The organism is Streptomyces sp. NPDC001220 (assembly GCF_053597895.1).
Window position 1 is genome coordinate 444,623 of sequence record NZ_JBSFJE010000001.1, and the last position, 25,125, is coordinate 469,747.

Genomic DNA, 25,125 nt, shown 5'->3' on the forward strand with positions numbered 1-25,125 from the left:
TGCCGTATGGGTGTTATGGGTGCTATTGGTGATTGGTTACGGAAGATCACCTGACTCCCCGAAACGGGTGATTATCGGAATGTCGCTCAATATGGTCGTAGCTTTGGCGGGGTCAAGGTGAACAGTGAGTCCAATGGACGACATGGACCACCGGATCCTCTCCGCGCTGCACGCCTGCGGTGCCGATCCACGCGTCGCGTCGGCCGCGCGCGGTCTCTCCGTCGCCGGTGAGCACGGCGCGCTCTGGCTCGCGGCCGGCCTCGCGGGGGCCGCCGTGGACGGCGCGCGACGCGGCGCCTGGTTGCGCGGAACGGCGCTCGTCGCGGGCGCGCACCTCGGCAGCATGGGCGTCAAACGGCTCGTGCGCCGTGCGCGCCCCGCGCATGTGCGGCCCCGGGTACGTACCGCGGGCCGGCACTCCTTCCCCAGCTCGCACGCCACCTCCGCCGCGGCCGCCGCGGTCGCCTTCGGGGCGCTCGGCGCGCCCGCCCTCGCGCCCCTGGCGGCCGCCATGTGCCTCTCCCGGCTCGTCGTCGGCGTGCACTACCCGTCGGACGTCGCCGCGGGCGCGGCCCTGGGGGCGCTCACGGCGCGCGCCGGGGCGCGATGGATGCACGGGGGAGTGTTGGATTTCGCGGGCGCGGGGAGGCGTGGATGACCGAGACCGCGCACGCCGCCAGCGAAGCGACCGCCGACTCCATCGCAGCGTCGGCCGGTGCCACCGAAGCGACGGCCGACGGCACTGCTGAAACGAATCTGCACGAGCAGCGCGGCCACCCGGCCCGGCCGCACGAACCGGCGCACGGGCCGACGACCGGACCGGCGGACGGGCCGACGACCGCACCGGCGCATGGGCCGACGACCGCACCGGCGCACGGGCCGACGACCGCACCGGCGCACGGGCCGGTGTGCGCGCGGGTCACCCCCGGTGGTCTGCTCAAGGGGCTGCTGAAGACCACCCGCCCCAAGCAGTGGGTCAAGAACACCCTCGTCATCGCCGCCCCGGCCGCCGCCGGCCGGCTCTTCGCGACGCACGCGCTCCTCATCCTCACCCTCACCTTCCTCCTCTTCACGGCCTGCGCCGCCGCCGTCTACCTGATCAACGACGCCCGGGACGCGGACGCCGACCGCGCCCACCCCACCAAGTGCCGCCGCCCGGTCGCCGCGGGCCAGGTCCCGGTCCCCGTCGCCTACGTGGCAGGAGGCGTCCTGGCGGTCCTGGGACCGCTGCTCGCGGTTCGGCTGACCCCGCCCCTCGTCCCGGCCCTCCTGATCGCCTACCTCGGCATGCAACTGGCGTACTGCGTCGCCCTGAAGCACGTCCTGGTGGTCGACCTCGTCGTCGTCACGACCGGCTTCCTGATGCGGGCGGTGATCGGCGGGGTCGCGCTCGGCATCCCGCTGTCCCGCTGGTTCCTGATCACCACCGGCTTCGGCGCGCTCTTCATGGTGTCGGCCAAGCGCTATTCCGAGGCCGTGCAACTGGCAGGCAAGGCGGGCGCCACGCGCGCGTTGCTCACCGAATACACCACCGGCTACCTCCGCTTCGTCTGGCAGCTCGCCGCCGGGGTCGCCGTCCTCGCCTACTGCCTGTGGGCCCTGGAAGGCCACCGCACCCCGGCCGCGGGCCTGCTGCCCTGGCGTCAGCTGTCCATGGTCGCCTTCATCCTGGCGATCCTGCGCTACGCCGTCTTCGCCGACCGGGGCACCGCCGGCGAACCCGAGGACGTCGTCCTGCGCGACCGGGCCCTCGCCCTGATCGGCCTGGCCTGGCTCGCGATGTACGGGCTCGCGGTGGCCCACTGGTGACCGCGCACCAGCGCGAGCTGATCGGCTTCGCGGCCGTCGGCCTGCTCGCGTACGCCGCCGACCTCACCCTCTTCAGCTGTCTGCGCGGCCCGGCCGCCCTCGACCCGCTCACCGCCAAGGCCCTGTCCTTCCTCGCGGGCTGCACGGTCGCCTACGTCGGCAACGCGCGCGGCACCTACCGCAACGCGCGCCTGTCGGGGCTGCGCCCCTACGCCGTCTTCGTCGCCGTGAACCTCGCAGGCGCCCTGGTCCAGCTGCTCTGCCTCGCTGTCAGCCACTACGGCCTCGGTCTCACCTCGCAGCGCGCCGACACCGTCTCCGGCGCGGTCGTCGGCATGGCGCTTGCCACGGTTCTGCGCTTCTGGGGTACCCGTACATTTGTCTTCCGCGCGGAGGGCAGAGTCGGATCATGGACTGGCTGAGAAAACTTCCCGTCGTCGGCCCGCTCGTCGGCTGGCTGATGCACACGCACGCGTGGCGGTCGTACGAGCGGCTCGACCGGGTGAAGTGGGCCCGGCTGGCCGCCGCCATGACCTTCATCAGCTTCATCTCGCTCTTCCCGCTGCTGACCGTGGCCGCCGCGATCGCCGCCGCCACCCTGAGCGAGTCACGGCAGCACACTCTCGAAAGCAAGATCGCGGACCAGTTCCCGGGGATCTCCGACCAGCTGGACATCAACTCGCTGGTGCAGAACGCCGGCACGGTCGGTCTGATCGCCGGTGCCGTCCTGCTGTTCACCGGCATCGGCTGGGTCGGCCAGATGCGGGACTGCCTGCGCACGGTGTGGGAACTGCCCGACAAGGACCAGAACCCGATCGTCGCCAAGGCCAAGGACGCCGGCATCCTGATCGGTCTCGGCGGTGCGCTGATGGTCACCCTCGCCGTGTCCGCGGTCGCCACGGCGGCCGTCGGCTGGACGGCGGGACAGCTCGGCATCGACAGGCACAGCTGGGGCAGCCTGCTGCTGCGGATCATCGCGTTCGTCGTCGCGGTGGTCGCCGACTTCCTGGTGCTGCTCTACCTCCTCACCCTGCTGCCCGGCGTCGAACCGCCGCGCCGCCGCCTGCTGGTCGCGGCGCTGATCGGCGCGGTCGGCTTCGAACTCCTCAAGCTGCTGCTCAGCGGCTACATCCAGGGCGTCGCCACGAAGAGCATGTACGGCGCGTTCGGCGTGCCGGTCGCCCTGCTGCTGTGGATCAACTTCACCTCGAAACTCGTCCTGTTCTGTGCCGCCTGGACGGCGACCGAGAGCGGCACCGAGGTCACGGACGAGGCCGCCGACGTACCAGGTCCGGCAGCGGCCAACGGCGGTTGACCAGGAACGCCGCGCCCACGAGCAGCACCAGCGCCCCGCCCGCGATCCCCAGCGCGACGCCGACCCCGCTGGAGCCGTCGGTGGAGGCGGCGGCCACCGGCTTCGACCCGGAGTTCTTCCCGGAACCGGACCCGGAGTCGGAACCGGACCCGGAGGCCGAGGCGGTCGCCCCCGGCTGCGCGCTGGAGTCCACCGCTCCCTTCGGCGGGACCAGCTCGCCCACCGGAGTCACCTTGCCGGCCGCCTGGAAACCCCAGTCGAAGAGCTGGGCGGTCTCCTTGTAGACCTCGTTGTGCTCCTTCTTCTCCGGGTTCATCACCGTGACCAGCAGCACCCTGCCGCCCCGCTCCGCGACCCCGGTGAAGGTGGCGCCCGCGTTGGTGGTGTTGCCGTTCTTCACACCCGCGATGCCCTGGTAGACCGGCACGTCGGTGTCGCCGCTCAGCAGCCGGTTGGTGTTCTGGATCTCGAAGGACTGACGCACCGACTTGCCCTTGGCGTTCTTCGTCGTGTCCCCCGGGAACGCGGCCCGCACGGTCGAGCAGTACTCCCGGAAGTCCTTCTTCTGCAGTCCGGACCGGGCGAACAGCGACAGGTCGTACGCCGACGACACCTGGCCGGCCGCGTCGTACCCGTCCGGGCTCACCACATGCGTGTCCAGCGCCTGGAGGTCGTCGGCGTGGGACTGCATGTCCTTGACGGTCTGCTCGACACCGCCGTTCATCGCGGACAGCACGTGCACGGCGTCGTTGCCGGAGCGAAGGAAGACACCGAGCCAGAGGTCGTGGACCGTGTAGGTCTGGCCCTCCTTTATCCCCACCAGGCTGGAACCGGCGCCCATGCCCGCGAGGTCGGTCGGCACCACCTTGTGCGGGGTCGACTTCGGGAACCGCGGCAGCACCGTGTCCGCGAACAGCATCTTCAGGGTGCTCGCCGGGGGCAGCCGCCAGTGCGCGTTGTGCGCGGCGAGCACCTCGCCCGACTCGGCGTCGGAGACGATCCAGGAACGGGCCGTGATGTCCTTCGGCAGCACCGGCGCCCCGGCGGCCAGATCGACCTGGGTACCGGGCTGCCCGAGCCGGGTGCCGCCGACCGACGACATGCGCGCCGGGGGAGTGGCCGACGGACTGGTCGAGGGCTTGGGCGCGGCGAGCGCGGCCGGCGCGGTGAGCGACACGGACAGCAGGGCGGCGGAGGCGACCAGCAGAGACCGGCCGGCATGGGACTTCGGAGCGGACACGGACGAGAACGTACCCGGCACGGAGGGCGAAGTCCCGCCACCGACCCCACCCCGGACACGGAACCGGACAGCCGAAGGCGATACTGAACCCATGAAGCTCAGCCGCCCGGTGTCCTGGTTCCTGCTCGCGTTCGGAGTGTGGTCTTGGTTCATCTGGATCACTTTCATCAAGAACTTGGTCAAGGACGGCAGCGGGCTCGCCTTCGACGACGGCCACCCCACGGCCTACTTCTGGGTCCACCTGACGCTGGCCGTCGTTTCCTTCGTATTGGGGACGGTCATCGGGGGCATCGGGTTGCGCGGAGTACGCGCACTGCGCCGAACGTCATAGCAAGAGGGGCGCCTGCCGCGGTCGTCGAGCCCGCGTCGAAGCAGGCCTGAACTCCGGGTGCCTGTGGAGAGGCTGTGAAATCCCGGGGAAACAAGTGCTGGGTAAGTTCTTCCTCATCTAGCCAGATCACTCTTCCCCCACATGAAACTCCTGTGGTTAGGTGAGCCGCGTCACTTAGGGGAGTGGCACTTGTGGAGGGCCTGGGTAGGGCCTGGAACGGGCCCGTGAGGGCCTTGGGGAGGGCACCAACCATGCGATCTGTTCGCATGCGGATTCTCGTGACGCTTCTCGTACTGGCGATCGTGGGGATCGGCGGCTGGCAGCTTCTGCCGTCGCAGGAGAACAAGAACAAGACGATCACCGTCGGTACGACCGACGCCGTCACCGCGCTCGATCCGGCGGGCGCCTACGACGCCGGTTCGTGGGCGTTGTTCAACAACGTCTTCCAGTCACTGCTCACCTTCGAGCCGGGCGGCGTCCAGCCGGTCCCGGACGCGGCCCAGAGCTGTCGGTTCACGGACACCGGTCTGCAGACGTACCGCTGCGTGCTCCGGGACGGGATCACCTTCCCGAGCGGGCGGGCGATGACCGCCGAGGACGTGAAGTTCTCCTTCGACCGGGTCAAGAAGATCAACTCCGACACCGGTCCGGCCTCGCTGTTCTCGACGCTGTCCTCGGTCACCGCCTCCGGCAAGACCGTGACCTTCCATCTGGCCTACGGGGACGCCACGTTCCCGTTCAAGGTGGCCACCGGCGCCGGTTCGATCGTCGACAGGGACAAGTACCCGGCGAACAGCCTGCGCACCGACAACTCGGTGGACGGCACCGGCCCGTACCGCCTGACGTCGTACACGAAGGGCAAGCAGGCGGACCTGCAGCCCAACGGTGACTACAAGGGCGGCCTCGACGGCACCGGCCGTCCCATCAAGCTGGACTACTACACCGACTCGGCCAAGCTCAGCAGTGCGTACAAGGCGAAGCAGATCGACGTCGCCACCCGCACGCTGCCGCCGACCATGGTGTCCAAGCTCTCGCCGAGCGACCCCGACCAGCGCGTCTCGGAGTCCGACAGCGCCGAGACCCGCAACCTGTACTTCAACACCCGCAAGAACTCGGCCCTGCACGACGTCCTGGTCCGCCGCGCACTGGCCTGGCTGGTCAACCGCGAACAGCTGGCCGCCACCGTGTACGACGGGACGGTGGAGCCGCTGTACTCGCTGATCCCCGCCGGTCTCACCGGCCACACCACGTCCTTCTTCGACCAGTACCCCACGCAGAGCGTGGACAAGGCGAAGGCGCTGCTGGAGCAGGCCGGCGTCAGCACCCCGGTCGAGTTCACCTTCGGCTACGGCATCGGCCACGGCGCGGGCGCCGAGGAGGCCGCCGCGCTGAAGAAGCAGCTGGAGGCGGGCGGCCTGTTCAAGGTCGACGTCAAGGGATACGAGTGGACCGATTTCCAGAAGTCATGGGCCACGGGCAAGATGGACGCCTGGGCGGTCGGCTGGGTCGCCGACTACCCCGACCCGGACACCTTCGGCGCCTCCCTGGTCGGCAGTGACTCCACGATGAGCACCGGCTACAGCAACAAGGCCGTCGACGCGCTCATCAAGCACAGCCAGACGTACGCCGACCGGGCCCGCGTCGACTCGGACTTCCGCAACATCCAGACGGACGTGGCGAACGACGTTCCGCTGATCCCGCTCTGGCAGCGCACGGACTACGTCGTCAGCAGCGAGGACGTGGGCGGCACCCAGTACCTCACGGACAGCACGGGCCTGTTCCGCCTGTGGAGTCTGGACTGGATCTGACGGGGGCGGACACCCGGCGCGGCACCATGTGACGGAGGTGTGCGTGGGGTGAGGAGCAGACGTGCTGAGACGCAACTCCTTCCGGCTGCCCCGGCATCCGGCGTCCGTGGGGCTGGCCCGGCACCGGGTCCGGGACCATCTGGCCGACTGGGGCCACGGCCCGGACGACCCGGCGGTCGGTGACGCCGTGCTCCTGGTGTCCGAGCTGGCCACCAACGTCGTACGGCACGGCCCGCTGCTCGAGCGGGAGTTCGAGGTCGCGGTGACGGCACTGGCGGACGGCTCGTGCCTGATCGAGGTCTCCGACGAGGGCCGGGTGGAGCCGCGGCTCCGGATCGTCCGGGAGGACGACGAGGCAGGCCGGGGTCTGCACCTGGTGGAGACGGTCGCGGCGGCGTGGGGGGTGTGGAGCAGGGGCTCCCACGGGAAGACGGTGTGGGCGCTGGTGCCGGCCGGTTCCTAGAACCAGTGCGCGGCACCCCCGCCTCACCCGCTCCCCACCCCGTCTAGCCCGCTCCTCGCCCCGCCTCACCCCTTCTCACCCGCACCTCAACGTCACCGTTACGGCCAGCCCCTCCCCGGGCGAGGTACTCACCGCCACCTCCCCGCCATGGGCGTCCACCACCCCCTGCACGATCGCCATGCCCAGCCCGCTCCCCTCCGCGCTCCCCACCCGGAAGAACCGGTCGAAGATCCGCGCCGCGTCCTCCTCCGCCAGCCCGGGCCCCTCGTCGGCGACACAGACCCGCACCACCCCGTCCGACCGCTCCACCCCCAGCCGTACCGCCGCCTCGACCGGCGTGTGGGTACGGACGTTGGCCACCAGGTTCCCCAGCACCTGCCGCAGCCCCGACTCGTCGGCCCGCACCAGCACCGCCCCCTCGGCGCTCACCGCGACCCGCCGCGCCGGCTGCTGGGCCCGCAGATCCTCCGCCGCGTCCCGCACCAGCCGGCTCACGTCGACGTTCCGGAGCCGGATCTCGGGCCGCTGGTCGAGCCGCGCCAGCAGCAGCAGCTCGTCGACGAGCCGGCCCATCCGGTCCACCTCGCCGTGCATCCGGTCCCAGGCCCGCCGCCGCTCCCCGGGCTCGCGCAGCATCCCCTTGTCGTACAGCTGGAGATAGCCGCGGATGGCGGCGAGCGGCGTCCGCAGCTCGTGCGAGGCGTCGGCGACGAACCGGCGCAGCTGGGCCGCGCTGCGCTCGCGGGTCCGGTACGCCGTCTCCACCTGGTGCAGCATCGAGTTGAGGGCCAGCCGCAGCTGCTCGACCTCCTCCGTCGGATGCTGGCTCGACGGCACCCGACGGGTCAGGTCGCCCTCGGCGATCGCCGACGACGTCTCCACCATGTCCTCCAGCGGCAGCAGACAGCGCCGCGAGCTGAACATGGTCAGACAGGCCAGCAGCGCCAGCAGCAGCGCGCCGACGGCGAAGTCGAGCCGGAGCGCCTTGGCTATGCCCTCGTGCAGCAGCTCGGTCGAGGTGGCCAGCAGGATGTAGGGGCCGTCGGCGAGCCGGGTCGCCGTCACCCGGTACATCGCGCCGTGCACGGTGACATCGTCCGGGTCGGGGGCGGCGGCGAGGGCGCGCGGGTCGTGCACGGCGGCCGCCAGTCCGCGCTGGGCCTCGGTCGGCGCCATGTCGAAGACCTCGACGGCGCTGCCCTCGGTGTCGACCACGGCGAAGATCGAGCCCGGTGCCGGGTCGGACTCCGCCGGTACGACCCGGTCGCGGATGACGCCGAGCGTGCCCAGCGAGTCGACCTGCCGCAGGGTGAGCCCCGAACTCCCCAGCGAGGTGCGCATCTTGAGCAGCGAGGAGTCCACCTGGTCGAGCAGGTACAGCCGCATGCCCATGATGCTGATCGTGGTCGCCGCCACGATGCCGACGGCGAGCAGGCCGACGTTGGCGAGGGTCAGCTTGCCGCGCAGTGAGTGCGTGCCGTGGCGGTGCCGGCGCCGCTTCCCGACGTTCATGCCAGGCCGTATCCGACGCCCCGCCGGGTGGTGATCACCGGCGCTCCCAGGGTGTCCAGCTTGCGCCGCAGATAGCTGATGTAGGTCTCCACGACGGTCGACTCGGACGGCACGTGCTCGTACTGCCAGACGTGTCTGAGCAGTTGCTCCTTGGGGACGATCCGGCCGCCGTTGCGCACCAGGAAGCGCAGCAGCGCGTACTCGGTCGGGGTCAGCTCGACCGTGCGGCCGGCCCGGTGCACCGAGTACGTCGTCTCGTCCAGTTCCAGGTCGCCGTAGCGCAGCGGCGGGCGCTGCTGGATGACGTCGGCCGGGCGGGTGCGGCGCAGCACCGCGCCGATGCGGGCGACGACCTCGTCGATGTTGAACGGCTTGGTGATGTAGTCGTCGCCGTACCCGAGCGCGCCGACTATCTCGGCGGGGGCGTCCCGCGCGGTCAGGAAGACCAGCGCCAGGTCCGGCTGCCGGGCCCGCAGTTCACGTGCCAGGGCCCGGCCGTCCCCGTCCGGGAGCATCACGTCCAGCAGAGCCGCGTCGGGGCGGGTGCGCTCGGCCAGCGCGAGGGCGTCCCGGACCGTACCGGCCGTCATCACCTCGAACCGGTGGTAGCGCAGGGCGATGGCGAGGACGTCCGCGATGCTCGGCTCGTCCTCCACGATCAGCACGGTGCTGCCTGGAGCCGTCATGCCCCCAGTATCGGCGCGACCGCCGACAGCCGGGGGCGCACAGCTTTGGAGTTCCTTGAGAGTCATGCGCGCCCCGTGTCCGGGCGTGCCCGTCGCCGCCAATCCTGGTGCCCAGGACCTGGGGGACCAACCGACCGAACCGACTTGATTCAAGGAGCTGTTGAGCGTGACGGCATTGGCACGGTGGTGCTATCGGCACCGGCTGGTGGTCCTGTTGCTGTGGGTGGGGGCGCTGTTCGGCGTGGGCTTCTCGGCCTCGTCGGCGGGCACGGACTACGCGAACGTCTTCTCCCTCCCCGACACGGACTCCAAGAGTGCGTACGACCTGATGCAGAAGGCCTTCCCGAACACCTCGGGCGACACGGACACCGTGGTCTGGAAGGTCACCGACGGCTCGGTCAGGGACCGGGCGGTCCAGAGCCGCATCCAGCCGGCCCTGGACACGATCGCGAAGCTGAAGGGCGTCGGCGCGGTCGCCGGCCCGTACGAAGGTGCCCGGGGAGCCGCGCAGATCAGCCAGGACGGCAAGATCGCCTACGCCCAGCTCACCTTCGTCCAGCGGGCGAACGAGATCCCCAAGGACGTCGTCCAGGAGGTCGTCGACACCGCCCAGGCCGCCGAACGCGGCGGTCTGCAGGTCGAGCTGGGCGGCCAGGCCATCCAGCGCGTCCAGGAGCCGCCGCAGGGCCTCTCCGAGATGGTCGGCATCATCGCGGCCGCGGTCGTCCTCTTCCTGGCCTTCGGCTCGTTCTTCGCGATGACCCTCCCGATCGCGATCGCGGTCTTCGGCGTGGGCATGGGCCTGTTCTCCACCCAGCTCCTCAGCCACACCACGAACATCCCGGACATCGCCCCGCTGCTCGCCTCCCTGATCGGCCTCGGCGTCGGCATCGACTACGCCCTGTTCATCGTCACCCGGCACCGCCGGGGCATCCTGCGCGGCATGGACCCCGAGGAGTCGGCGGTCACCGCCCTCAACACCTCGGGCCGGGCGGTGCTGTTCGCGGGCGGCACGGTCTGCATCGCGCTGGCCGGCATGCTGGTCACCCGGCTGCGGTTCCTGGACGGCGTGGTCATCGGCACCTCCCTGACGGTGGTGCTCAGTGTGCTGGCCGCGACCACCCTGCTGCCCGCCCTGCTCGGCTTCCTCGGCCCGCGCGTCCTCAGCCGCCGCCAGCGCCGCAGGCTGGCCGCCGAGGGCCCCGAACCGGAGAGGGCGAGCGGCCTCGCCGCCCGCTGGTCGGTGAACGTCGAGAAGCGCCCGAGGCGCATCGCCGCGCTCGCCGTGGTCGTCATGGCGGTCCTCGCCATCCCGGTCCTGTCCCTGCGCCTCGGCGCCACCGACCAGGGCAACGACGACGCGTCCACGACCACCAGGAAGGCCTACGACCTGCTCGCCGAGGGCTTCGGTCCCGGCTTCAACGGCCCGCTCCAGGTGGTCAGCGCGGGCGGTGACACGGCGAAGCTGGTCCAGGGCATCGAGGCGACCTCGGGAGTCGCCCGGGCCGCCGCGCTGCCGCCCGCGCGGGGCGTCACCGTCATCCAGGTGATCCCGACCACCTCCCCGCAGTCCAAGGAGACCGACGACCTCATCGACACCCTCCGCGACCAGGTGATCCCGAGGGCGGGCGCCCAGGCCCACGTGGGCGGCGTGACGGCGGTCTCCAAGGACTTCGCCTCGGTCACCGGCGACCGTCTGCCGCTGTTCATCGCCACGATCATCGGCCTGGGCTTCCTGCTCCTCCTGGTCGCCTTCCGCTCCCTGGTGGTCCCGCTGACGGCGGCGGTGATGAACCTGATCGCGGCGGCCGCCTCCTTCGGCGTCCTGGTCGCGGTCTTCCAGTGGGGCTGGGGCCTGGACCTGCTGGGCCTCGGCAAGGAGGGCCCGATCAACGCGTTCCTCCCCGTCATCATGCTGTCCCTCCTGTTCGGCCTCTCGATGGACTACCAGGTGTTCCTGGTGAGCCGGATGCACGAGGAGTGGGTGCACACGAGGGACAACGCGCGGGCGGTCCGGGTCGGCCTGGCCGAGACCAGCCGGGTCATCAACAGCGCGGCCCTGATCATGGTCTGTGTCTTCCTGGCCTTCGTCCTGAGCGGCGACTCGGGCGCGGCGATGGCGGGCGTGGGTCTGGCGGCGGCGGTGGCGCTCGACGCGTTCATCCTCCGTACGGCACTGGTCCCGGCGGCGATGCATCTGCTCGGCACGTCCAACTGGTGGCTGCCGGACTGGCTGGAGAAGCGGCTGCCGCATCTGGCGGTGGAGCCGTCGGAGGAGGCGGCCCCGGAGCCCGCCGAGCCGGCCGGCCCGGCCACGGCGGTCCACGGTTTCGTCCGTACCGCGGACGGTGACCCGGTGGAGGACGCGTCGGTGACCCTGATGTCCAAGGGCGGCCGCCAGCTGGACCGCGTGACGTCCCTGGCGGACGGCTCCTACATCCTCTCGGTCCCGGCGCCGGGTTCCTACCTGCTGGCGGTGACGTCGACGGCGTACGGCTCCCGCGCCCGGCACGTGGTGGTGGCGGAGGGGCCGCTGGTGTACGACGTGGAACTCACCGGTGACGAGGTGGACGCGGTCAACTAGCCCCCGGGGACCTCGTCGCCGTCAGGGCCTGCCCGACGGGTCCGGCAGCACCCGGGTCATCCCCGGCAGGAAGTCCGTGAAGAGTTCGTGCACCTCCAGCACGAGCGGTCGTAGCACCCGGAACCGCGCGAGGGAGACGCCTCGCGCGGTCAGCCGGGCCCCCCGCTCGGCGAGCCGGTAGCTGCGCTCCCGGCCCTCGGTCCGGTCGAAGATCCAGTACAGGACCAGGCCCATCTGCGAGAGCCACATCAACTCGGGCAGGACGTCCCGCAGTTCCGGGGCGACCTTGGTCTTCGCCCCCGCCAGCACCTCCCGGTGCACGCTGATCGCCTCCACGCGCGCGTGCTCGCTCTCCGGGGAGAACGGGCTGAGCGGGCTGTCGGGGTCGGCGGCGTTCTTGAAGAAGTGGACCGCGAACTCGTGGTAGGGCAGGGCGATGTCCAGCCACACCTTGAGGACGCCCGCGAGCCGCGCCTCCAGGTCCGTCTCCCGGTCCAGGACCTCGCGGACCGCCACCCGGTGCTCGGCGGCGAGCTGGTCGTAGAAGCCCTGGATCAGGTGTTCCTTGCCGGCGAAGTAGTAGTACGCGTTGCCGACGGAGACCCCGGCCTCCGTGGCGATGGCCCGCATGGTGGTCTTCTCGTAGCCGCGCTCCCGGAACAGCCGCATCGCCGTCTCCAGGATCAGCGCGCGGGTCTGCTCGGACTTGCTCGGCGTATCGGCCTCGACGGGACCGTCGTTCTTCGCGGACACGGACAGAGCCTAACGAGTGGCGCAGACGCCGCCGGCACAGCCCGGAGGGTCGTACACCCACCCGAGCCCGGGGTCGTACGTCCACCCGTCCTCACGCCGGTAGACCTTGCCGCCCCACTGGGCGCCCCGCCACCGGGCGGCGGCGAGCACCGCGCCCCGGGCCAGCCGGGCTCCGGCCGGGGTGCTCAGCTTGTGGGCGAGCGGCCGGTGCTCCCGCAGTGCCCACAGGACGACGATCCAGGCGGCGGTGGACCGGTAGACCTGTCCGGAGTCGCCGACGACGGTGACCTCGTCCAGGGTGGCGGAGTGGTCGAGCCCGGGGAAGCGGGCACGGGCCTCGTCCGACGCCGCCGGGACCAGGGTGAGCGGTACCAGCTGCGGCTGGCGCCCGAGCCAGTCGCGCAGGTGGGTGCAGAGGGTGCACTCGGCGTCGTAGAGAACGGTGAGCCCGCGGACCGGGACGCGCGCGGCGCCCCGGTCGTGGGTGGCCGGCACGGTGCTCACGCCCCGGCCGCCGGCGCGGTCCAGCCCTGCGGAGGAACGGGCGGGAGCTGTTCCTTCTCCATGGCCCCGCGCCGCCGTATCCGGTTGAGGACGTACACGTTGCCGAGGTGCATCACGCCGAGCACCAGCAGCACGACACCGAGCTTGGCCGACAGGGTCTCGAAGATCCCCCGGGTGTCGTCGACGTTGTCGCTGGTGTGCAGGTACAGCGCGACGAAGCCGAGGTTGACGAGGTAGAAGCCGACGACCAGAAGGTGGTTGACGGCGTCGGCGAGCTGTTCGTTCCCGTGCAGCACGTCGGCGAGGAAGATCCGCCCGTTGCGGCTGAGTGTGCGGGCCACCCAGATGGTCAGTCCGATGCTGACGAGCAGGTAGATGACGTAGGCGATGACCGTGCGGTCCATGCCCCACCCCTTCTTGAACGCGTTCAAAACGCTGACAGGGATGACTGTAGCCCTGCTTTTGAACGTGTTCAACTCAAGGGTGGAGTGACCCCGTTCACGCCCGCCGCGCCAACTCCGGCCGCTTGCTGTAGTCGGTGAACCCGAGGACGTTCCCCCAGGGGTCGGCGATCTCGACGGTCCATCCGGTGGCGACGGAGAACGGTGCGTCGAGCACGGCGATCCCGGCCTCGGCCAGCCGCCGCGCCGCCACCCGTGCGTCCGGCACCTCCAGCCACAGCCGCGGCGCGGCCCACACCGGTGTCCGCCGCCCCAGTCCGGCCTCGGCCCGCAACAGGATCCCGGGCGTCTCGCCCCCGACCTTCAGCAGGGCGATCCCGCCCTCGTCGAACCGGAACCCGACCGTGAACCCGGCCCGCTCGTAGAAGCCGACGGCATCCGCTAGATCCCCGACGGGGAACAGCGCGTTGTCGAACCCGAGCAGTTCGTACGACTCGTCATCTGACATGCGATCAGATTAGGTGCGGAGATGACACTTGCGGTGCGGGCAGACCGCGGGGTCACTCATTGGGCCGAGACGGCGCCCGCCGCCTCGCTACGCTGGGCGGCCGTCGGCACGGCGGCTGCGTAGAGGGGGGCGGGGATGACTCCGGGGACAGAGGCCTTCTTCGGCGAGGTGCGGGTGGCCTTCGCCGAGGTCGCGGAGCGACTGGGACTGGACGGGCCGGGGGCGGGCGAGCCGGACCGGCATCTCGCGGTGGCCACCTACACCGGGTCCGGAGTGACCTACCAGGTGGTCCTCGGCCTGTGGCAGGGCGACCTCGAGATCCACGCCTGCCGGGAGACCGCGTCGACCGTGTGCAAGGTCGGCGTCGAGGGACTGGCCCGCGCGGCGGGTGTCGTGGACCGCCGGCGCGGCGTCTCCTTCGGGGCTCGCAGCCTCCGGCAACTGCGCAGATCCCTCACCGGCCAGATCCGCTACGTCGAACTCGTCCACCCCCTGGTCTCCGGCGCCCCGGACCCGGCGCTGGCCCTGATGCGCGCGGCGGGCGCCAGGGAGTGGCACAGACCTGCCGGAACACCGCAGGGCCCGGTTTCCCGAGCGGAAACCGGGCCCTGAGGCAGGGGCGTGGAGATCAGAAGCGGCGCGTGATGAGCGCTCGCTTCACCTCCTGGATCGCCTTGGTGACCTCGATACCGCGCGGGCAGGCGTCCGTGCAGTTGAAGGTCGTGCGGCAGCGCCACACGCCGTCGCGGTCGTTCAGGATCTCCAGGCGCTGCTCGCCCGCCTCGTCCCGCGAGTCGAAGATGAAGCGGTGCGCGTTGACGATCGCCGCCGGGCCGAAGTACTGGCCGTCGTTCCAGAAGACCGGGCAGGACGAGGTGCACGCGGCGCACAGGATGCACTTCGTGGTGTCGTCGAAGCGCTCGCGGTCCTCGGCGGACTGCAGACGCTCGCGCGTCGGCTCGTTGGTGTCGTTCGTGATGAGGAACGGCATCACGTCCCGGTACGCCTGGAAGAACGGCTCCATGTCGACGACCAGGTCCTTCAGGACCGTCAGGCCCTTGATGGGCTCGACCGTGATCGGCTTCTCGGGGTTGATGTCCTTGATCAGCGTCTTGCAGGCGAGGCGGTTCTTGCCGTTGATCCGCATCGCGTCAGAGCCGCAGATGCCGTGCGCGCAGGAGCGGCGGAAGGTCAGCGTGCCGTCGACGTCCCACTTGATCTTGTGGAGGCCGTCGAGGACGCGCTCCTTCGGGTCGATCTCCAGCTGGAAGTCCTCCCAGACGGCCTCCGCGGAGACCTCCGGGTTGAAGCGGCGGATCCGGAAGGTGACCGTGATGTACGGGGAGTCGGCGAAGCCGGGCTCGGGCCGGCCGGCCGCGTCCGCCTTGTCCAGAACGGGGGTTGCCATCAGTACTTACGCTCCATCGGCTGGTAGCGGGTCTGGACGACCGGCTTGTAATCGAGACGGATGGACTCGGCGCCGTCGTCGCCCACCTCGCGGTACGCCATCGTGTGGCGCATGAAGTTGACGTCGTCGCGGTTGGGGTAGTCCTCGCGGTAATGACCGCCGCGCGACTCCTTGCGGGCCAGGGCGGAGACCGCCATGACCTCGGCCAGGTCCAGCAGGTTGCCGAGCTCGATGGCCTCCAGCAGGTCGGTGTTGAACCGCCTGCCCTTGTCCTGGATCGAGACGTTCAGGTAGCGCTCGCGGAGCTCCGCGATCTTCTCCACGGCCGTCTTGATCGTCTGCTCGGTGCGGAACACCATGACGTTGGCGTCCATCGTGTCCTGCAGCTCCCGGCGGAGCGTGGCGACCCGCTCGTTCCCCGTGGAGGTGCGCAGCTGCTCGATCTGCGAGACGACGAACTCGGCCGGGTTCTCCGGGAGGTCGACGAAGTCCACGGTGTGCGCGTAGTCGGCGGCCGCGATGCCCGCCCGGCGGCCGAACACGTTGATGTCCAGCAGGGAGTTCGTGCCCAGCCGGTTGGCGCCGTGCACCGACACGCAGGCGACCTCGCCGGCCGCGTACAGGCCGGGAACGACCGTGGTGTTGTCCGAGAGGACCTCGCCCTGGACGTTCGTCGGGATGCCGCCCATCGCGTAGTGCGCGGTGGGCTGGATCGGGATCGGGTCCGTGTACGGCTCGATACCGAGGTAGGTGCGCGCGAACTCGGTGATGTCCGGGAGCTTGGCGTCCAGCTGCTCCGGCGGGAGGTGGGTGAGGTCGAGGTAGACGTGGTCGCCCTCGGGACCGCAGCCGCGACCCTCCCGGATCTCCGTGTAGATGGAGCGCGAGACGACGTCACGGGACGCGAGGTCCTTCATGACCGGCGCGTACTTCTCCATGAAGCGCTCGCCGTCCTTGTTGCGGAGGATGCCGCCCTCACCGCGGGCGCCCTCCGTCAGCAGGATGCCCATGCGCCAGATGCCGGTCGGGTGGAACTGGAAGAACTCCATGTCCTCCAGCGGCAGGCCGCGGCGGTACACGGCGGCCTGGCCGTCACCGGTGAGCGTGTGCGCGTTGGACGTCACCCGGAAGAACTTGCCGGTGCCGCCGGAGGCGTAGATGACGGACTTCGCCTGGAAGACGTGGATCTCACCGGTGGCCAGCTCGTACGCGACGACACCGGCCGACTTCCTGACGCCGTCGACCTCGGTGATCAGCTGGTCCAGGACGTAGAACTCGTTGAAGAACTCCACGCCCTCCTTGACGCAGTTCTGGTACAGCGTCTGGAGGATCATGTGGCCGGTGCGGTCGGCCGCGTAGCAGGACCGGCGGACCGGCGCCTCGCCGTGGTTGCGGGAGTGACCGCCGAACCGGCGCTGGTCGATCGTGCCGTTGGGCGTCCGGTTGAACGGCAGGCCCATCTTCTCCAGGTCGAGGACGGCGTCGATGGCCTCCTTCGCCAGGATCTCGGCGGCGTCCTGGTCGACCAGGTAGTCACCGCCCTTGACCGTGTCGAAGGTGTGCCACTCCCAGTTGTCCTCCTCCACGTTGGCCAGCGCGGCGGCCATACCGCCCTGCGCGGCGCCCGTGTGGGAGCGGGTGGGGTAGAGCTTGGTCAGGACCGCGGTGCGGCTGCGCTTCGTCGACTCGATGGCCGCGCGCATGCCCGCGCCACCGGCGCCGACGATGACGGTGTCGTACTTGTGGATCTTCATGATTCTCGCAGCCCCGTGCCTAGCGGATGTTCGGGTCGAAGGTGAAGATCACCAGCGTGCCCAGCAGGATGGTGAACACCGTGGCGGTGTAGAGCAGGCCCTTCAGCCACAGCCGGGTGTTCGCGCGCTCCGCGTAGTCGTTGATGACCGTGCGCAGGCCGTTGGCGCCGTGCAGCATCGCCAGCCACAGCATCAGGAGGTCCCAGACCTGCCAGAACGGCGAGGCCCAGCGGCCGGCCACGAACGCGAAGCCGATCTTCGACACGCCGCCGTCGAGCACCAGCTGGATCAGCAGGTGGCCGAGGACCAGGACGACCAGCACGACGCCGGACAGCCGCATGAACAGCCAGGCGGCCATCTCGAAGTTGCCCCGGGTGGACTTCGGGGACTTCTTGGTGCGCCTGCGCGGCGCCTCGATGAGCGGGGCCGGGTTGTCGACGTTGAAGAGGGGGGCACCCTCGACGGGGCCGACGCCGGCTGCGGGGGTTTCAGTGGTCGACATCTGCGTCAGCTCCCGAACAGGACACGAGCGGCGTGGCCGAGAACGGGGTAAATGGCCCCGGCCATCAGGACGACCCAGACACCGACGACCGTCCAGAGCATCTGCTTCTGGTAGCGCGGGCCCTTCGACCAGAAGTCGACGGCGATGACGCGCAGGCCGTTGAGCGCGTGGAAGAGGATGGCGGCCACGAGGCCGTACTCCAGCAGCGCGACGATCGGCGTCTTGTACGTGGCTACGACCTTGTCGTAGTCCTCTGGGGAGACACGGACGAGAGCGGTGTCCAGCACGTGAACGAACAGGAAGAAGAAAATGAGGACGCCGGTGACTCGGTGAGCCACCCAGGACCACATTCCTTCCCGGCCGCGGTACAGCGTTCCAGCCGGCACGGAAGTCCCTCCGGGAGCGGGGATTGGGGCCGCGCCGGCTTGGTGTCGGTCGGGCCCGGCCGGGTACGGTCCACCGGCCCCCAGCATCGTAGCGATGCGGTGCGGCTGGGCTTACGCCGGGCCTACCGGTGTGATCAAAGTGGCACGCGTATGGGTTAGCCGGGCGGCATCCGGGGTGGGGGGTTCGGTCATTTGCCGGGTGCGGGAGCGTTTGGGCTGGTCGCGCAGTTCCCCGCGCCCCTGAGTAGCTCCGTCAGACGCCCGTGTGCAAGGCGCCGGAGTTGCTCCGCGGACATCACCCGCTCGTCCTCCGGATCGTTCTTCAAACGTGAGTAGATGCCTTCCAGAACGCAGTCCAAGCGCTCCTCGGGCGGGATGTCCCCCAAGTGGATCACGAACACATGCCCGAACTTGGCCTCGTAGGCCGCGTGGGCCGCGGTCAGGGCCGTGTGGGCCGCCGAGTAGGTGTCCTCGGGCAGCTCGGGGAGGCACTCGCCCGCCAGGGCCTCGGCGAGGTCTGCCGGGGACAGGTCGTAGGCCGCCTCGTCCGCCGCCGCCAGCAGGGACTCCATGTCCGGGTAGGGGCGGTGGTCGGCGAGTCGCCGGGACCAGCGCGGGCTGCGCAGGCAGTGCAGGAGCAGGGCGCCGACCTCGTCGTCCGGGGCGGCGTTGAACGCGTCCAGCGGAGTGGGGAGCTGGGGCGGGCGGTGGGCGGGCAGCGTGGGTCCTCGCGTCACATGTGGTGTGGCAGGGGATGCTGTGAGAGATGTGTCGTCGACGTTATCGAGGACGTTCACGGTGTGTCGGTTGGTTGCCTCAATTTCACCCGAAGGGGAGAGTTTCGGAGCGGTTGGATGACGCCTGAGCGGTGGATGCGTCATAGGTTGGACCGGTGAGCCAGCACAAGCGCAGGCCCTCGGCACGGCAGCTGACACGGAGACGGGCGGTGATCGCCGCGGCCTTCGTGGGAACCGTCGCGATCGGCACCGGCATCGGTGTGTGGGCCGCCACCTCGGGCGACGGCGGGAACCCGGCCGGATCGGCCACCCGGCGACCGTCCGGCAGCGGGACGGCCGCCTCGTCCGCCGATCGGGCCGCGACCCCGACCCCCACGCCGACCCGCAGCTACCCCCTGTCCCAGGCGCCGCGCACCATCCCCGCCGTGCGCTCCCACACCGCCGCCCGCGGACCCGGCTGGCGCCCCCGGAAGGGCGAGCGGGTCGTGGTGAGCGACGCGGCGCTGGTCGACGAGGGGCGGCTGACAGCGGGTGAGCTGGGGCTGTCGTACGCCGGGCAGAAGGCGGCGAACGAGGACGTCAAGCCGGGCGACCTGCGGCTCGACCTCGGCGGGACGGGGGACCCGGAGTCGTACACGATGACCGTGCGCGGCGGGTCGGTGCGGATCAGCGGGCCCGGTGACGCGGGTGTCTTCTACGGCACCCGGACGCTCAAGCAGGAGGTGCACGGCGGCGGCAGCGCGCCGGAGGGGGTCGTGAAGGACCAGCCGGCCAAGCCGCAGCGCGGGTTCATGCTGGACATCGCGCGCAAGCCGTTCACGGCGGCCTGGATCGAGAGCCGGATAAAGGAACTGGGCGATCTGAAGTTCAACCAGTTCGGACTGCACTTCTCCGACGACCAGGGGTTCCGGATCGAGTCCAGCACCCACCCCGAGATCGTCTCTTCGGACCATCTGACCAAGGCGCAGGTCAAGGAGATCGTCGCCCTCGCCGCCGGCCGGCACATCCAGGTGGTGCCCGAGATCGACTCGCCCGGTCACCTCGGCGCCGTGCTCGCCGCCCACCCGGATCTGCAACTGCGCAACGCGCAGGGCGTCGCCACCAAGGGCGCCGTCGACATCTCCCAGGACGACTCGGCGAAGATCGTCGACGACCTGCTCGACGAGTACGCCGACCTGTTCCCGGGCTCCTACTGGAACCTCGGCGGCGACGAGTACCAGGCGCTCGCCGTCAGAGACCCGCAGGCCTCCTACCCGCAGCTGGCGGACGCCGCCCAGCAGGCGTACGGCGCCTCGGGCACCGTCGCCGACCTCACCACCGGCTGGCTCAACGACCGCGCCGACACCGTCCGCGCCCACGACCGCACCATGCGGGTCTGGAACGACGGCTTCTTCCGGGGCACCTCCGTGCAGCCCGCCGAGGACCTCCAGGTCGCCTACTGGACCGGCAAGGAGATCGGCGCCCGGCAGCCGGTGGAGTACCTTCGCGCGGGCCGGAAGGTCCTCAACTACAACGACGAGTTCCTCTACTACGTCCTCGGCGAGCCCAACACCTTCGTCTATCCGACCGGGCAGCGGATCTACCAGCAGTGGACCCCGCGCGTGCTGCGCGGCACCGGCGCCGTGGCCACGCGGTACGACCCCCAGATCCTCGGCGGCTCCTTCGCCGTCTGGTGCGACCTCGCCAACTCCCAGACGCAGGACCAGGTCGCCGCCGGCATCCGGATGCCGCTGCGGGCCACCATCCAGAAACTCTGGGACCCGGGCACCCCGGCGATGTCCTGGACCGACTTCAAGACGCTGGCGGGCAAGCTGGGCTGACATGCGACGAGAGGTGGACGTACGGCGGTGACGGGCCGTATGTTCCGCTTCCGCGCGCGGACCAGGGGAGGGTCGCGTGCCCTACCCCGGGGGACCGACTTGATCTGCGCCCGCTGCCACCACTTCGCCGCCGCGCCCGGCGCCACCCTGTGCCCACGCTGCCTGGGCGCCCCGCCCGAGCCCGTCCCGGTCTTCGGCGGCGCGCCGGGGCTGTGGCTGCGCTCGCCCGCGGGGCTCGGCTGGGCCGCCGCCGTGCTGCTCGGCGCGGTCGTCGCCGCCGACCTGTTCGCCGTCTGGGCGGACCTGCTCCAGTACGACACCACGGGCGCCCTGGCCGACGGGGAGACCGGCGCCGCCGCGTTCCGCCGGGCCGACCGAGCCGACGCGCTCTCCGGGCTCGCCGCCGGCGCCCAGGCCGTGTCGCTGGTCAGCTGCGCGGTGGTGTACCTGTGCTGGTTCCAGCGGGTGCGGGCCAACGCCCAGGTCTTCAACCCGTTCGGGCACCGAAAATCGCCGGGCTGGGCGATCGGCGGCTGGTTCGTGCCGGTCGCGAACCTCTGGATCCCGCGCCGGATCACCCTCGACATCTGGGACGCCAGCAGCCCCTGGGGGACGGCCCGTTCGCACGCGCTGGTCAACGCCTGGTGGACGCTCTGGCTGGCCTCGCTGTTCGCCGGCCGTGCCGTGACCGGCGGCAACGGCGACGCCGAGGGCGCGGCCCAGGCCCGTGACGACGCCCTGGGGATGCTGGTCTCGGACGCCCTCGACATCGCCGCCGCCGTCCTCGCGATCCTCGTCGTCGTACGGCTGACCCGGATGCAGCACGAGAAGGCGCTGGCGGGCACCGCCCCGGCCGCGCTCTGATCCACGGCCGCACGCGTCTCCCCGGTACTGACCGCCGGCCCCGATCCGTCGGCGCCGTTGGCCGAAAACCCTTTCTTCCGGCTGCCCGGTCTGCTGGGCGCCGTACCGCTGTGACACTCCCGGGCCCTTGCACGCAGTAAGGGGAAGTGCGGGCTCCGTACAGGTCGGCGCCTTGGTACATACCGATTGGGGGCGTGGGATGAGCCTGGTGGAGCTGATCGCGCAGGCCGATGAACGCGGGCTTGCCGCCAGCGGACTGGCTTGTTTGGATCGGTGCGTGCCGCTGCTCGGCGGGGACGACCTGGTGCTGCGGCCGCTGTGGACGAGCCTCGCCGACGGCTCCGGATGGGGTGCGGGCCTGGAGCAGGCCCGGGACGCGCTCGACCCCGGCGAGGCCGAGGCCGAGCTGCTCGCCCGTCGCATGCTCGACGCCGCCCCCGTGCACCGCGCCCCCGACGAGGTACGGCTGTGGGCCGACGCCTGTTCCGTCGCCTCGCTGCGCATCCACCGGCTCCTCGACCCCGCCGAGGACCCGGCACCCTCCGTCGACACCCGCCGCGAAGGCGGCACCGAGGACATGTCCCCGCTGGTCGCCGCCGAACTGCGCCGCCAGGTCACGGTCCTCGAACTGCTCGCCGGACACGGCGCGGCCGGACTGCGCCGCGCGCTGGACGTCTCCACCGAGGGCCGCCGGGTGCTGCGCGCGGTGGTGTCGCGCCGGGCCCGCGGGCGCGGCTGAACCGGCCGCGAAGGGCCGCCCGAGAGGTTCCTGTGAGCGCAGTGCGACGGAGCTGCGGCGGACTTGCGGGGGTCCTGCACCGGTTGCCGGAACACCCCGAACCGGAGTGACGAAACCGTTGCTGACCTCGCTTTTCCCTATGTGACAGTTCACTACGTGACAGCACAGCAGCAGACCAGGCCGCACGCCGCCACGAAACCGGCCCGCTGGGCGGCGGACGCGGTGGCCATGATGCGCGAGGGCGCGCGGGTCCGGCTCGACTACTCCGCACAGAGTCTGTGGCGGGTCGACCGGATGATCGAGGAGATACGCCGGGAGGGCGCGCCGTACGACGCGGTACGGGAGATGCTGCGCGGCCTCGGGTGCTACGCCGGCGAGGTGATCGCCCGTCACACCGGCGCCGAATGGTGGTCGTCCGGCGGCGACCACTGGGTCCGCACCCCCGACGGCCGGCTCTGGGACCCCGTCGACGAGGCCCGGCGGTGTTACGGCGGCCACGGCTCGCTGCGGCTGCTGTGCCGGGACGCCATGGGATAGCGGGGGGCTCGGCAAAAGCGCCGCTGACGCAGGGCTTCAACGCCGCCGCCCGGTGGGCGACGGCCGCGCCGCCGCCGGCCGCGCTCGTCGCCGGAGTGGTCGTGAACGCGGACCGGGCGCCCACCCCGCAGACTGCGCGGGAGTGGACGCCCGAACCGGTCGACTCGGCTACTCGAGCCCGGCTACTTGATGTAGACCAGGCCGTCCGTCGTGATCGTCGGACGGCCGCTGGTGCCGACCACGACGATCTTCACGGTGTGCTTGGCGCTGGACGACCAGGTCTTCGTCCAGATCGCCTGGCGGTAGGAGGTCGTCGAGGACTTCAGGTCGACGGTCGCGACCTTGGTGCCGTCGACGTAGACGTACGCCTGGCCCGAGGTGGACGCCCGCGAGACCACCCAGGACGCGGACCGTCCGGTGAAGGTCCAGGTCAGGCTCGCGCCCTTGGAACCGCTGGAGTACGACTTGCCGCCCAGGTAGCTGGTGGACGAACGGGCCGTCCAGGTGCCGGACTTGGTGGCCGAGGTCTCCTGGAGGATCACCGGGGTGAAGGACGGCGACGAGGTGCGGGTGTTGCCCGCGTAGTCGTACGCCTTCATCGACCAGGTGCTCGCGGCAGCGGACTTGGCCGTGCGGCTGGAACTGGTCGTGGTCGGTCCGAAGGCGGCCGTCGTCGGGGTCAGCAGGCTCACCGACTTCAGCGCGGCGTTGTCGGTGGCCTTCCAGCCGAGGGTGACCGGGACGGCCGTGGTGCTGACGGTGCCGGTGCGCAGGGAGAGCTTCGGCGCGGTGGTGAACGTCGGCGCGGTGGTGTCGGTGACGACGGTCACCGCGGCCGTGGTCGTGGTCTTGCCCGACTGGTGCACGGCCCGTACGGCGACGCTGTGGCTGCCCGCGCCGAGCGTGGCGCCCACCGAGGTGGCCGTCCCGGCGGCGGTGGCGGTGACCTTGCCGTCCACCAGCAGTTCGAACTTCGAGATCAGCGAACCGGGGGTGGTGGTCGACCACTTCGCCGTGATCGCGCCCTTGCTGTAGTACGTCGAGCCGGACAGGCTCGCGCCGGACAGCGAGGTGAGCTTCAGGCCCTGCACCGGGCCGGCCGCCCAGGCGCGGATCGTCGGCAGCTGGGGGTAGAGGGAGTTGCCGGGGCACTCGGTGTTGTAGCCGTCGCGGTGACCGGAGATCCGGTTGAAGGTGTACGCGGTACCCGCGGTGAAGCCGGTGTGGAAGAAGTTCGTCTGGGTCGCGCCCGCCGTGAGCTTGACGGTGCCGGCGGGGTCGGCGCCGTACTGGCCGAGCTTCCAGGCCGCGATCCGGGCGACCGACGCGAGGGCGGCGTCGGTGGCGCCGGTTGAGGTGTAGTCACCGAGCACCGCGATACCGGCCGACTCCCGGTTCCAGCCGTAGGTGTGCGCGCCGAGCACGGGCCGGTCGACACCGCCCTTGCGGCCCTCGAAGATCGTGCCGCACTTGTCGACGAGGAAGTTGTAGCCGATGTCGTTCCACAGCTCGGTCTGCGTGTGGTACGCGTAGATGCCCCGCACGATCGCCGCGGAGTCGGAGCACGAGTAGTCGTTGGTCCCGTCCGAGTGATGGACGAAGACGGCCTTCACGTCGGCGTTGTACTCCGACGGGTCGGGGCTCAGCGACTCGTCGGCGCCCCAGCCGGCGCGCGAGACGATCGGCGGCTCGGGGACGGTGGACGGCGGCGCGGGGGGCGTGGTGGCCGACGGGCTCGCGGACGCGCTCTGCGAAGCCGACGCGGAGGGGGACGCCGACGCGGAGGCCGAGTCGCTCGGTGACGCCGACGCGCTGTCGCTCGGGGATGCCGGGACGGAGGCCGGCACGGACTCGCTGGGCGAGACGGAGTCGGTGGGCGAGGCGCTGCCGGAGTCGGTGGGCGACGCGCTGTCGCTCGGGGTGCCCTCCGCCACGTACGCGGCCGGTTCGGCCTTCGTCTCCGCGCTGGTCGCCACCCCGGGGTCGACCAGGTTCACCTGGAGCCCCTTGGGCAGACCGGAGCTGGTGGAGCCGTCCTGATGGACTATCTGGACCTGGACACCGTCGGAGGGACCGACCCACAGCGGCTCGGACGCGCCACGCGCGTCGGGCTCGGCCTGCGGGTCCTCCAGCGGGTCGGCCGCCTCCAGGTCCTGCCAGGCGGTCCACTTTCCGGAGGCGACACTGCGGGTGCGTACCTGGGCGGTGCCGTGCAGCCGCTTCGTCGCCCCCGTCCAGGACACACCGAGCATCGAGAACCGCGCGGTGTTCGTACGCGGCAGCTCGCGCTCGCCGCTCGCGCCGTCCTTGAGGGCCAGTTCGTAGACCTTCACCGGCCGCTTGGCCTGTTCCGCGGCGCCGTGGCCGGACGGGCCGGCCACGGCGTACGTCGCCACACCCCCGCCGCCCAGGACCACCGCGCCGAGCGTCAGCCACACCCGTCGCTTCATGCTCAACGGTCCGT

At 70.9% G+C, this 25,125-nt stretch carries 26 protein-coding genes; 13 read left to right on the forward strand and 13 right to left on the reverse strand.

The genetic code is table 11. The annotated features are described in order from the left end of the window. Positions 1-133 precede the first annotated feature (133 nt). The 4 genes from ACWDGI_RS02145 to ACWDGI_RS02160 are packed head-to-tail and all read left to right on the forward strand — an operon-like array spanning position 134 to position 3,124. Positions 134-658 (forward strand): phosphatase PAP2 family protein, encoded by a 525-nt coding sequence (locus tag ACWDGI_RS02145; protein ID WP_450754428.1) that lies wholly within the window; start codon positions 134-136, stop codon positions 656-658. After that, positions 655-1,809: a decaprenyl-phosphate phosphoribosyltransferase gene (locus ACWDGI_RS02150; RefSeq protein ID WP_450754430.1), complete on the forward strand. Its 1,155-nt coding sequence runs from the start codon at positions 655-657 to the stop codon at positions 1,807-1,809. The genes ACWDGI_RS02145 and ACWDGI_RS02150 overlap by 4 nt, the downstream gene beginning before the upstream one ends. Further along, a complete protein-coding gene (locus ACWDGI_RS02155) occupies positions 1,806-2,231 on the forward strand; it encodes a GtrA family protein (RefSeq protein ID WP_450754432.1) in 426 nt (141 codons plus the stop codon). The genes ACWDGI_RS02150 and ACWDGI_RS02155 overlap by 4 nt, the downstream gene beginning before the upstream one ends. Beyond that, positions 2,219-3,124: a YihY/virulence factor BrkB family protein gene (locus ACWDGI_RS02160; RefSeq protein WP_450754434.1), complete on the forward strand. Its 906-nt coding sequence runs from the start codon at positions 2,219-2,221 to the stop codon at positions 3,122-3,124. Before ACWDGI_RS02155 ends, ACWDGI_RS02160 begins: the two co-directional genes overlap by 13 nt. On the opposite strand, the gene ACWDGI_RS02165 is transcribed toward ACWDGI_RS02160, so the two are convergent. Then, positions 3,072-4,364: a D-alanyl-D-alanine carboxypeptidase family protein gene (locus ACWDGI_RS02165; RefSeq protein WP_450754436.1), complete on the reverse strand. Its 1,293-nt coding sequence runs from the start codon at positions 4,362-4,364 to the stop codon at positions 3,072-3,074. The two genes, ACWDGI_RS02160 and ACWDGI_RS02165, sit on opposite strands and share 53 nt — an antisense overlap. A gap of 91 nt (positions 4,365-4,455) precedes the next feature. Here ACWDGI_RS02165 and ACWDGI_RS02170 point away from each other — a divergent pair, with 91 nt between their 5' ends. From ACWDGI_RS02170 to ACWDGI_RS02180, 3 genes are all read left to right on the forward strand, one after another. Continuing rightward, entirely contained in the window at positions 4,456-4,695 is a 240-nt protein-coding gene (locus tag ACWDGI_RS02170; RefSeq protein ID WP_360487833.1) for an SCO4848 family membrane protein, read from the forward strand. Positions 4,696-4,946: 251 nt separating this feature from the next. Next, positions 4,947-6,503 (forward strand): ABC transporter substrate-binding protein, encoded by a 1,557-nt coding sequence (locus tag ACWDGI_RS02175; RefSeq protein ID WP_450754438.1) that lies wholly within the window; start codon positions 4,947-4,949, stop codon positions 6,501-6,503. A gap of 61 nt (positions 6,504-6,564) precedes the next feature. Next, positions 6,565-6,966, forward strand: a complete 402-nt coding sequence (locus ACWDGI_RS02180; RefSeq protein WP_450754440.1) for an ATP-binding protein — start codon at positions 6,565-6,567, stop codon at positions 6,964-6,966. A gap of 75 nt (positions 6,967-7,041) precedes the next feature. Here ACWDGI_RS02180 and ACWDGI_RS02185 read toward each other — a convergent pair whose 3' ends face one another. Together ACWDGI_RS02185 and ACWDGI_RS02190 are read right to left on the reverse strand one after the other, a co-directional pair. Then, positions 7,042-8,478: a sensor histidine kinase gene (locus ACWDGI_RS02185; RefSeq protein WP_450754442.1), complete on the reverse strand. Its 1,437-nt coding sequence runs from the start codon at positions 8,476-8,478 to the stop codon at positions 7,042-7,044. Beyond that, a complete protein-coding gene (locus tag ACWDGI_RS02190; RefSeq protein WP_450754444.1) occupies positions 8,475-9,164 on the reverse strand; it encodes a response regulator transcription factor in 690 nt (229 codons plus the stop codon). Before ACWDGI_RS02190 ends, ACWDGI_RS02185 begins: the two co-directional genes overlap by 4 nt. A 175-nt stretch (positions 9,165-9,339) precedes the next feature. Here ACWDGI_RS02190 and ACWDGI_RS02195 point away from each other — a divergent pair, with 175 nt between their 5' ends. Continuing rightward, entirely contained in the window at positions 9,340-11,748 is a 2,409-nt protein-coding gene (locus ACWDGI_RS02195; protein ID WP_450755262.1) for an MMPL family transporter, read from the forward strand. 21 nt (positions 11,749-11,769) lie between these two features. Here the strand turns inward: ACWDGI_RS02195 and ACWDGI_RS02200 are convergent, their stop codons facing one another. The 4 genes from ACWDGI_RS02200 to ACWDGI_RS02215 form a co-directional block, all read right to left on the reverse strand. After that, positions 11,770-12,501, reverse strand: a complete 732-nt coding sequence (locus tag ACWDGI_RS02200; RefSeq protein WP_450754446.1) for a TetR family transcriptional regulator — start codon at positions 12,499-12,501, stop codon at positions 11,770-11,772. Positions 12,502-12,510: 9 nt separating this feature from the next. Continuing rightward, positions 12,511-13,005, reverse strand: coding sequence for a thiol-disulfide oxidoreductase DCC family protein (locus ACWDGI_RS02205; protein WP_450754448.1), 495 nt, complete (start codon positions 13,003-13,005; stop codon positions 12,511-12,513). Beyond that, positions 13,002-13,409 carry a hypothetical protein gene (locus ACWDGI_RS02210; protein WP_450754450.1) on the reverse strand — a complete coding sequence of 136 codons (408 nt, stop codon included), beginning with the start codon at positions 13,407-13,409 and terminating at the stop codon, positions 13,002-13,004. The genes ACWDGI_RS02205 and ACWDGI_RS02210 overlap by 4 nt, the downstream gene beginning before the upstream one ends. A gap of 94 nt (positions 13,410-13,503) precedes the next feature. After that, positions 13,504-13,914, reverse strand: a complete 411-nt coding sequence (locus ACWDGI_RS02215; RefSeq protein WP_450754452.1) for a VOC family protein — start codon at positions 13,912-13,914, stop codon at positions 13,504-13,506. A gap of 135 nt (positions 13,915-14,049) precedes the next feature. Here ACWDGI_RS02215 and ACWDGI_RS02220 point away from each other — a divergent pair, with 135 nt between their 5' ends. Continuing rightward, complete coding sequence (locus ACWDGI_RS02220; RefSeq protein ID WP_450754454.1) at positions 14,050-14,526, forward strand: hypothetical protein; 477 nt, start codon at positions 14,050-14,052, stop codon at positions 14,524-14,526. A gap of 16 nt (positions 14,527-14,542) precedes the next feature. Here the strand turns inward: ACWDGI_RS02220 and ACWDGI_RS02225 are convergent, their stop codons facing one another. The 5 genes from ACWDGI_RS02225 to ACWDGI_RS02245 all read right to left on the reverse strand — a co-directional run bounded on the left by ACWDGI_RS02225 (position 14,543) and on the right by ACWDGI_RS02245 (position 18,701). Continuing rightward, the gene (locus tag ACWDGI_RS02225; RefSeq protein WP_450754456.1) at positions 14,543-15,322 is read right to left on the reverse strand and encodes a succinate dehydrogenase iron-sulfur subunit; all 780 of its coding nucleotides are present in this window, start codon (positions 15,320-15,322) and stop codon (positions 14,543-14,545) included. Beyond that, positions 15,322-17,076 carry a succinate dehydrogenase flavoprotein subunit gene (gene sdhA, locus ACWDGI_RS02230; RefSeq protein ID WP_450754458.1) on the reverse strand — a complete coding sequence of 585 codons (1,755 nt, stop codon included), beginning with the start codon at positions 17,074-17,076 and terminating at the stop codon, positions 15,322-15,324. The genes ACWDGI_RS02225 and sdhA overlap by 1 nt, the downstream gene beginning before the upstream one ends. Positions 17,077-17,095: 19 nt before the next feature. Further along, positions 17,096-17,578 carry a succinate dehydrogenase hydrophobic membrane anchor subunit gene (locus tag ACWDGI_RS02235; protein ID WP_450754460.1) on the reverse strand — a complete coding sequence of 161 codons (483 nt, stop codon included), beginning with the start codon at positions 17,576-17,578 and terminating at the stop codon, positions 17,096-17,098. A 5-nt stretch (positions 17,579-17,583) separates the two neighbouring features. Further along, positions 17,584-17,964 (reverse strand): succinate dehydrogenase, cytochrome b556 subunit, encoded by a 381-nt coding sequence (sdhC, locus tag ACWDGI_RS02240; protein ID WP_043406142.1) that lies wholly within the window; start codon positions 17,962-17,964, stop codon positions 17,584-17,586. 188 nt (positions 17,965-18,152) lie between these two features. Further along, a complete protein-coding gene (locus tag ACWDGI_RS02245; protein ID WP_450754462.1) occupies positions 18,153-18,701 on the reverse strand; it encodes a 2-oxo-4-hydroxy-4-carboxy-5-ureidoimidazoline decarboxylase in 549 nt (182 codons plus the stop codon). A 155-nt stretch (positions 18,702-18,856) separates the two neighbouring features. Between ACWDGI_RS02245 and ACWDGI_RS02250 the strand changes: the two genes are divergently transcribed. The 4 genes from ACWDGI_RS02250 to ACWDGI_RS02265 all read left to right on the forward strand — a co-directional run bounded on the left by ACWDGI_RS02250 (position 18,857) and on the right by ACWDGI_RS02265 (position 22,661). Then, on the forward strand, positions 18,857-20,521 hold the full coding sequence (locus ACWDGI_RS02250) for a beta-N-acetylhexosaminidase (protein WP_450754464.1): 1,665 nt from the start codon (positions 18,857-18,859) through the stop codon (positions 20,519-20,521). 99 nt (positions 20,522-20,620) lie between these two features. Continuing rightward, on the forward strand, positions 20,621-21,385 hold the full coding sequence (locus ACWDGI_RS02255) for a DUF4328 domain-containing protein (protein ID WP_450754466.1): 765 nt from the start codon (positions 20,621-20,623) through the stop codon (positions 21,383-21,385). Between the two features lie 199 nt (positions 21,386-21,584). Further along, a complete protein-coding gene (locus ACWDGI_RS02260) occupies positions 21,585-22,124 on the forward strand; it encodes a hypothetical protein (protein ID WP_450754468.1) in 540 nt (179 codons plus the stop codon). Between the two features lie 156 nt (positions 22,125-22,280). Beyond that, entirely contained in the window at positions 22,281-22,661 is a 381-nt protein-coding gene (locus ACWDGI_RS02265) for a hypothetical protein (RefSeq protein ID WP_450754470.1), read from the forward strand. 182 nt (positions 22,662-22,843) lie between these two features. Here the strand turns inward: ACWDGI_RS02265 and ACWDGI_RS02270 are convergent, their stop codons facing one another. Continuing rightward, the gene (locus ACWDGI_RS02270; protein WP_450754472.1) at positions 22,844-25,111 is read right to left on the reverse strand and encodes an N-acetylmuramoyl-L-alanine amidase; all 2,268 of its coding nucleotides are present in this window, start codon (positions 25,109-25,111) and stop codon (positions 22,844-22,846) included. Between the last annotated feature and the right edge of the window lie 14 nt (positions 25,112-25,125).

Bases quoted from the DNA above. Each gene is read 5' to 3' on its own strand.
- ACWDGI_RS02145 (WP_450754428.1), top strand. From the start codon at position 134: ATGGACGACATGGACCACCGGATCCTCTCCGCGCTGCACGCCTGCGGT.
- ACWDGI_RS02150 (WP_450754430.1), top strand. From the start codon at position 655: ATGACCGAGACCGCGCACGCCGCCAGCGAAGCGACCGCCGACTCCATC.
- ACWDGI_RS02160 (WP_450754434.1), top strand. From the start codon at position 2,219: ATGGACTGGCTGAGAAAACTTCCCGTCGTCGGCCCGCTCGTCGGCTGG.
- ACWDGI_RS02170 (WP_360487833.1), top strand. From the start codon at position 4,456: ATGAAGCTCAGCCGCCCGGTGTCCTGGTTCCTGCTCGCGTTCGGAGTG.
- ACWDGI_RS02175 (WP_450754438.1), top strand. From the start codon at position 4,947: ATGCGATCTGTTCGCATGCGGATTCTCGTGACGCTTCTCGTACTGGCG.
- ACWDGI_RS02185 (WP_450754442.1), bottom strand. From the start codon at position 8,478: ATGAACGTCGGGAAGCGGCGCCGGCACCGCCACGGCACGCACTCACTG.
- ACWDGI_RS02190 (WP_450754444.1), bottom strand. From the start codon at position 9,164: ATGACGGCTCCAGGCAGCACCGTGCTGATCGTGGAGGACGAGCCGAGC.
- ACWDGI_RS02210 (WP_450754450.1), bottom strand. From the start codon at position 13,409: ATGGACCGCACGGTCATCGCCTACGTCATCTACCTGCTCGTCAGCATC.
- ACWDGI_RS02215 (WP_450754452.1), bottom strand. From the start codon at position 13,914: ATGTCAGATGACGAGTCGTACGAACTGCTCGGGTTCGACAACGCGCTG.
- ACWDGI_RS02220 (WP_450754454.1), top strand. From the start codon at position 14,050: ATGACTCCGGGGACAGAGGCCTTCTTCGGCGAGGTGCGGGTGGCCTTC.
- ACWDGI_RS02225 (WP_450754456.1), bottom strand. From the start codon at position 15,322: ATGGCAACCCCCGTTCTGGACAAGGCGGACGCGGCCGGCCGGCCCGAG.
- sdhA (WP_450754458.1), bottom strand. From the start codon at position 17,076: ATGAAGATCCACAAGTACGACACCGTCATCGTCGGCGCCGGTGGCGCG.
- ACWDGI_RS02235 (WP_450754460.1), bottom strand. From the start codon at position 17,578: ATGTCGACCACTGAAACCCCCGCAGCCGGCGTCGGCCCCGTCGAGGGT.
- ACWDGI_RS02260 (WP_450754468.1), top strand. From the start codon at position 21,585: ATGAGCCTGGTGGAGCTGATCGCGCAGGCCGATGAACGCGGGCTTGCC.
- ACWDGI_RS02270 (WP_450754472.1), bottom strand. From the start codon at position 25,111: ATGAAGCGACGGGTGTGGCTGACGCTCGGCGCGGTGGTCCTGGGCGGC.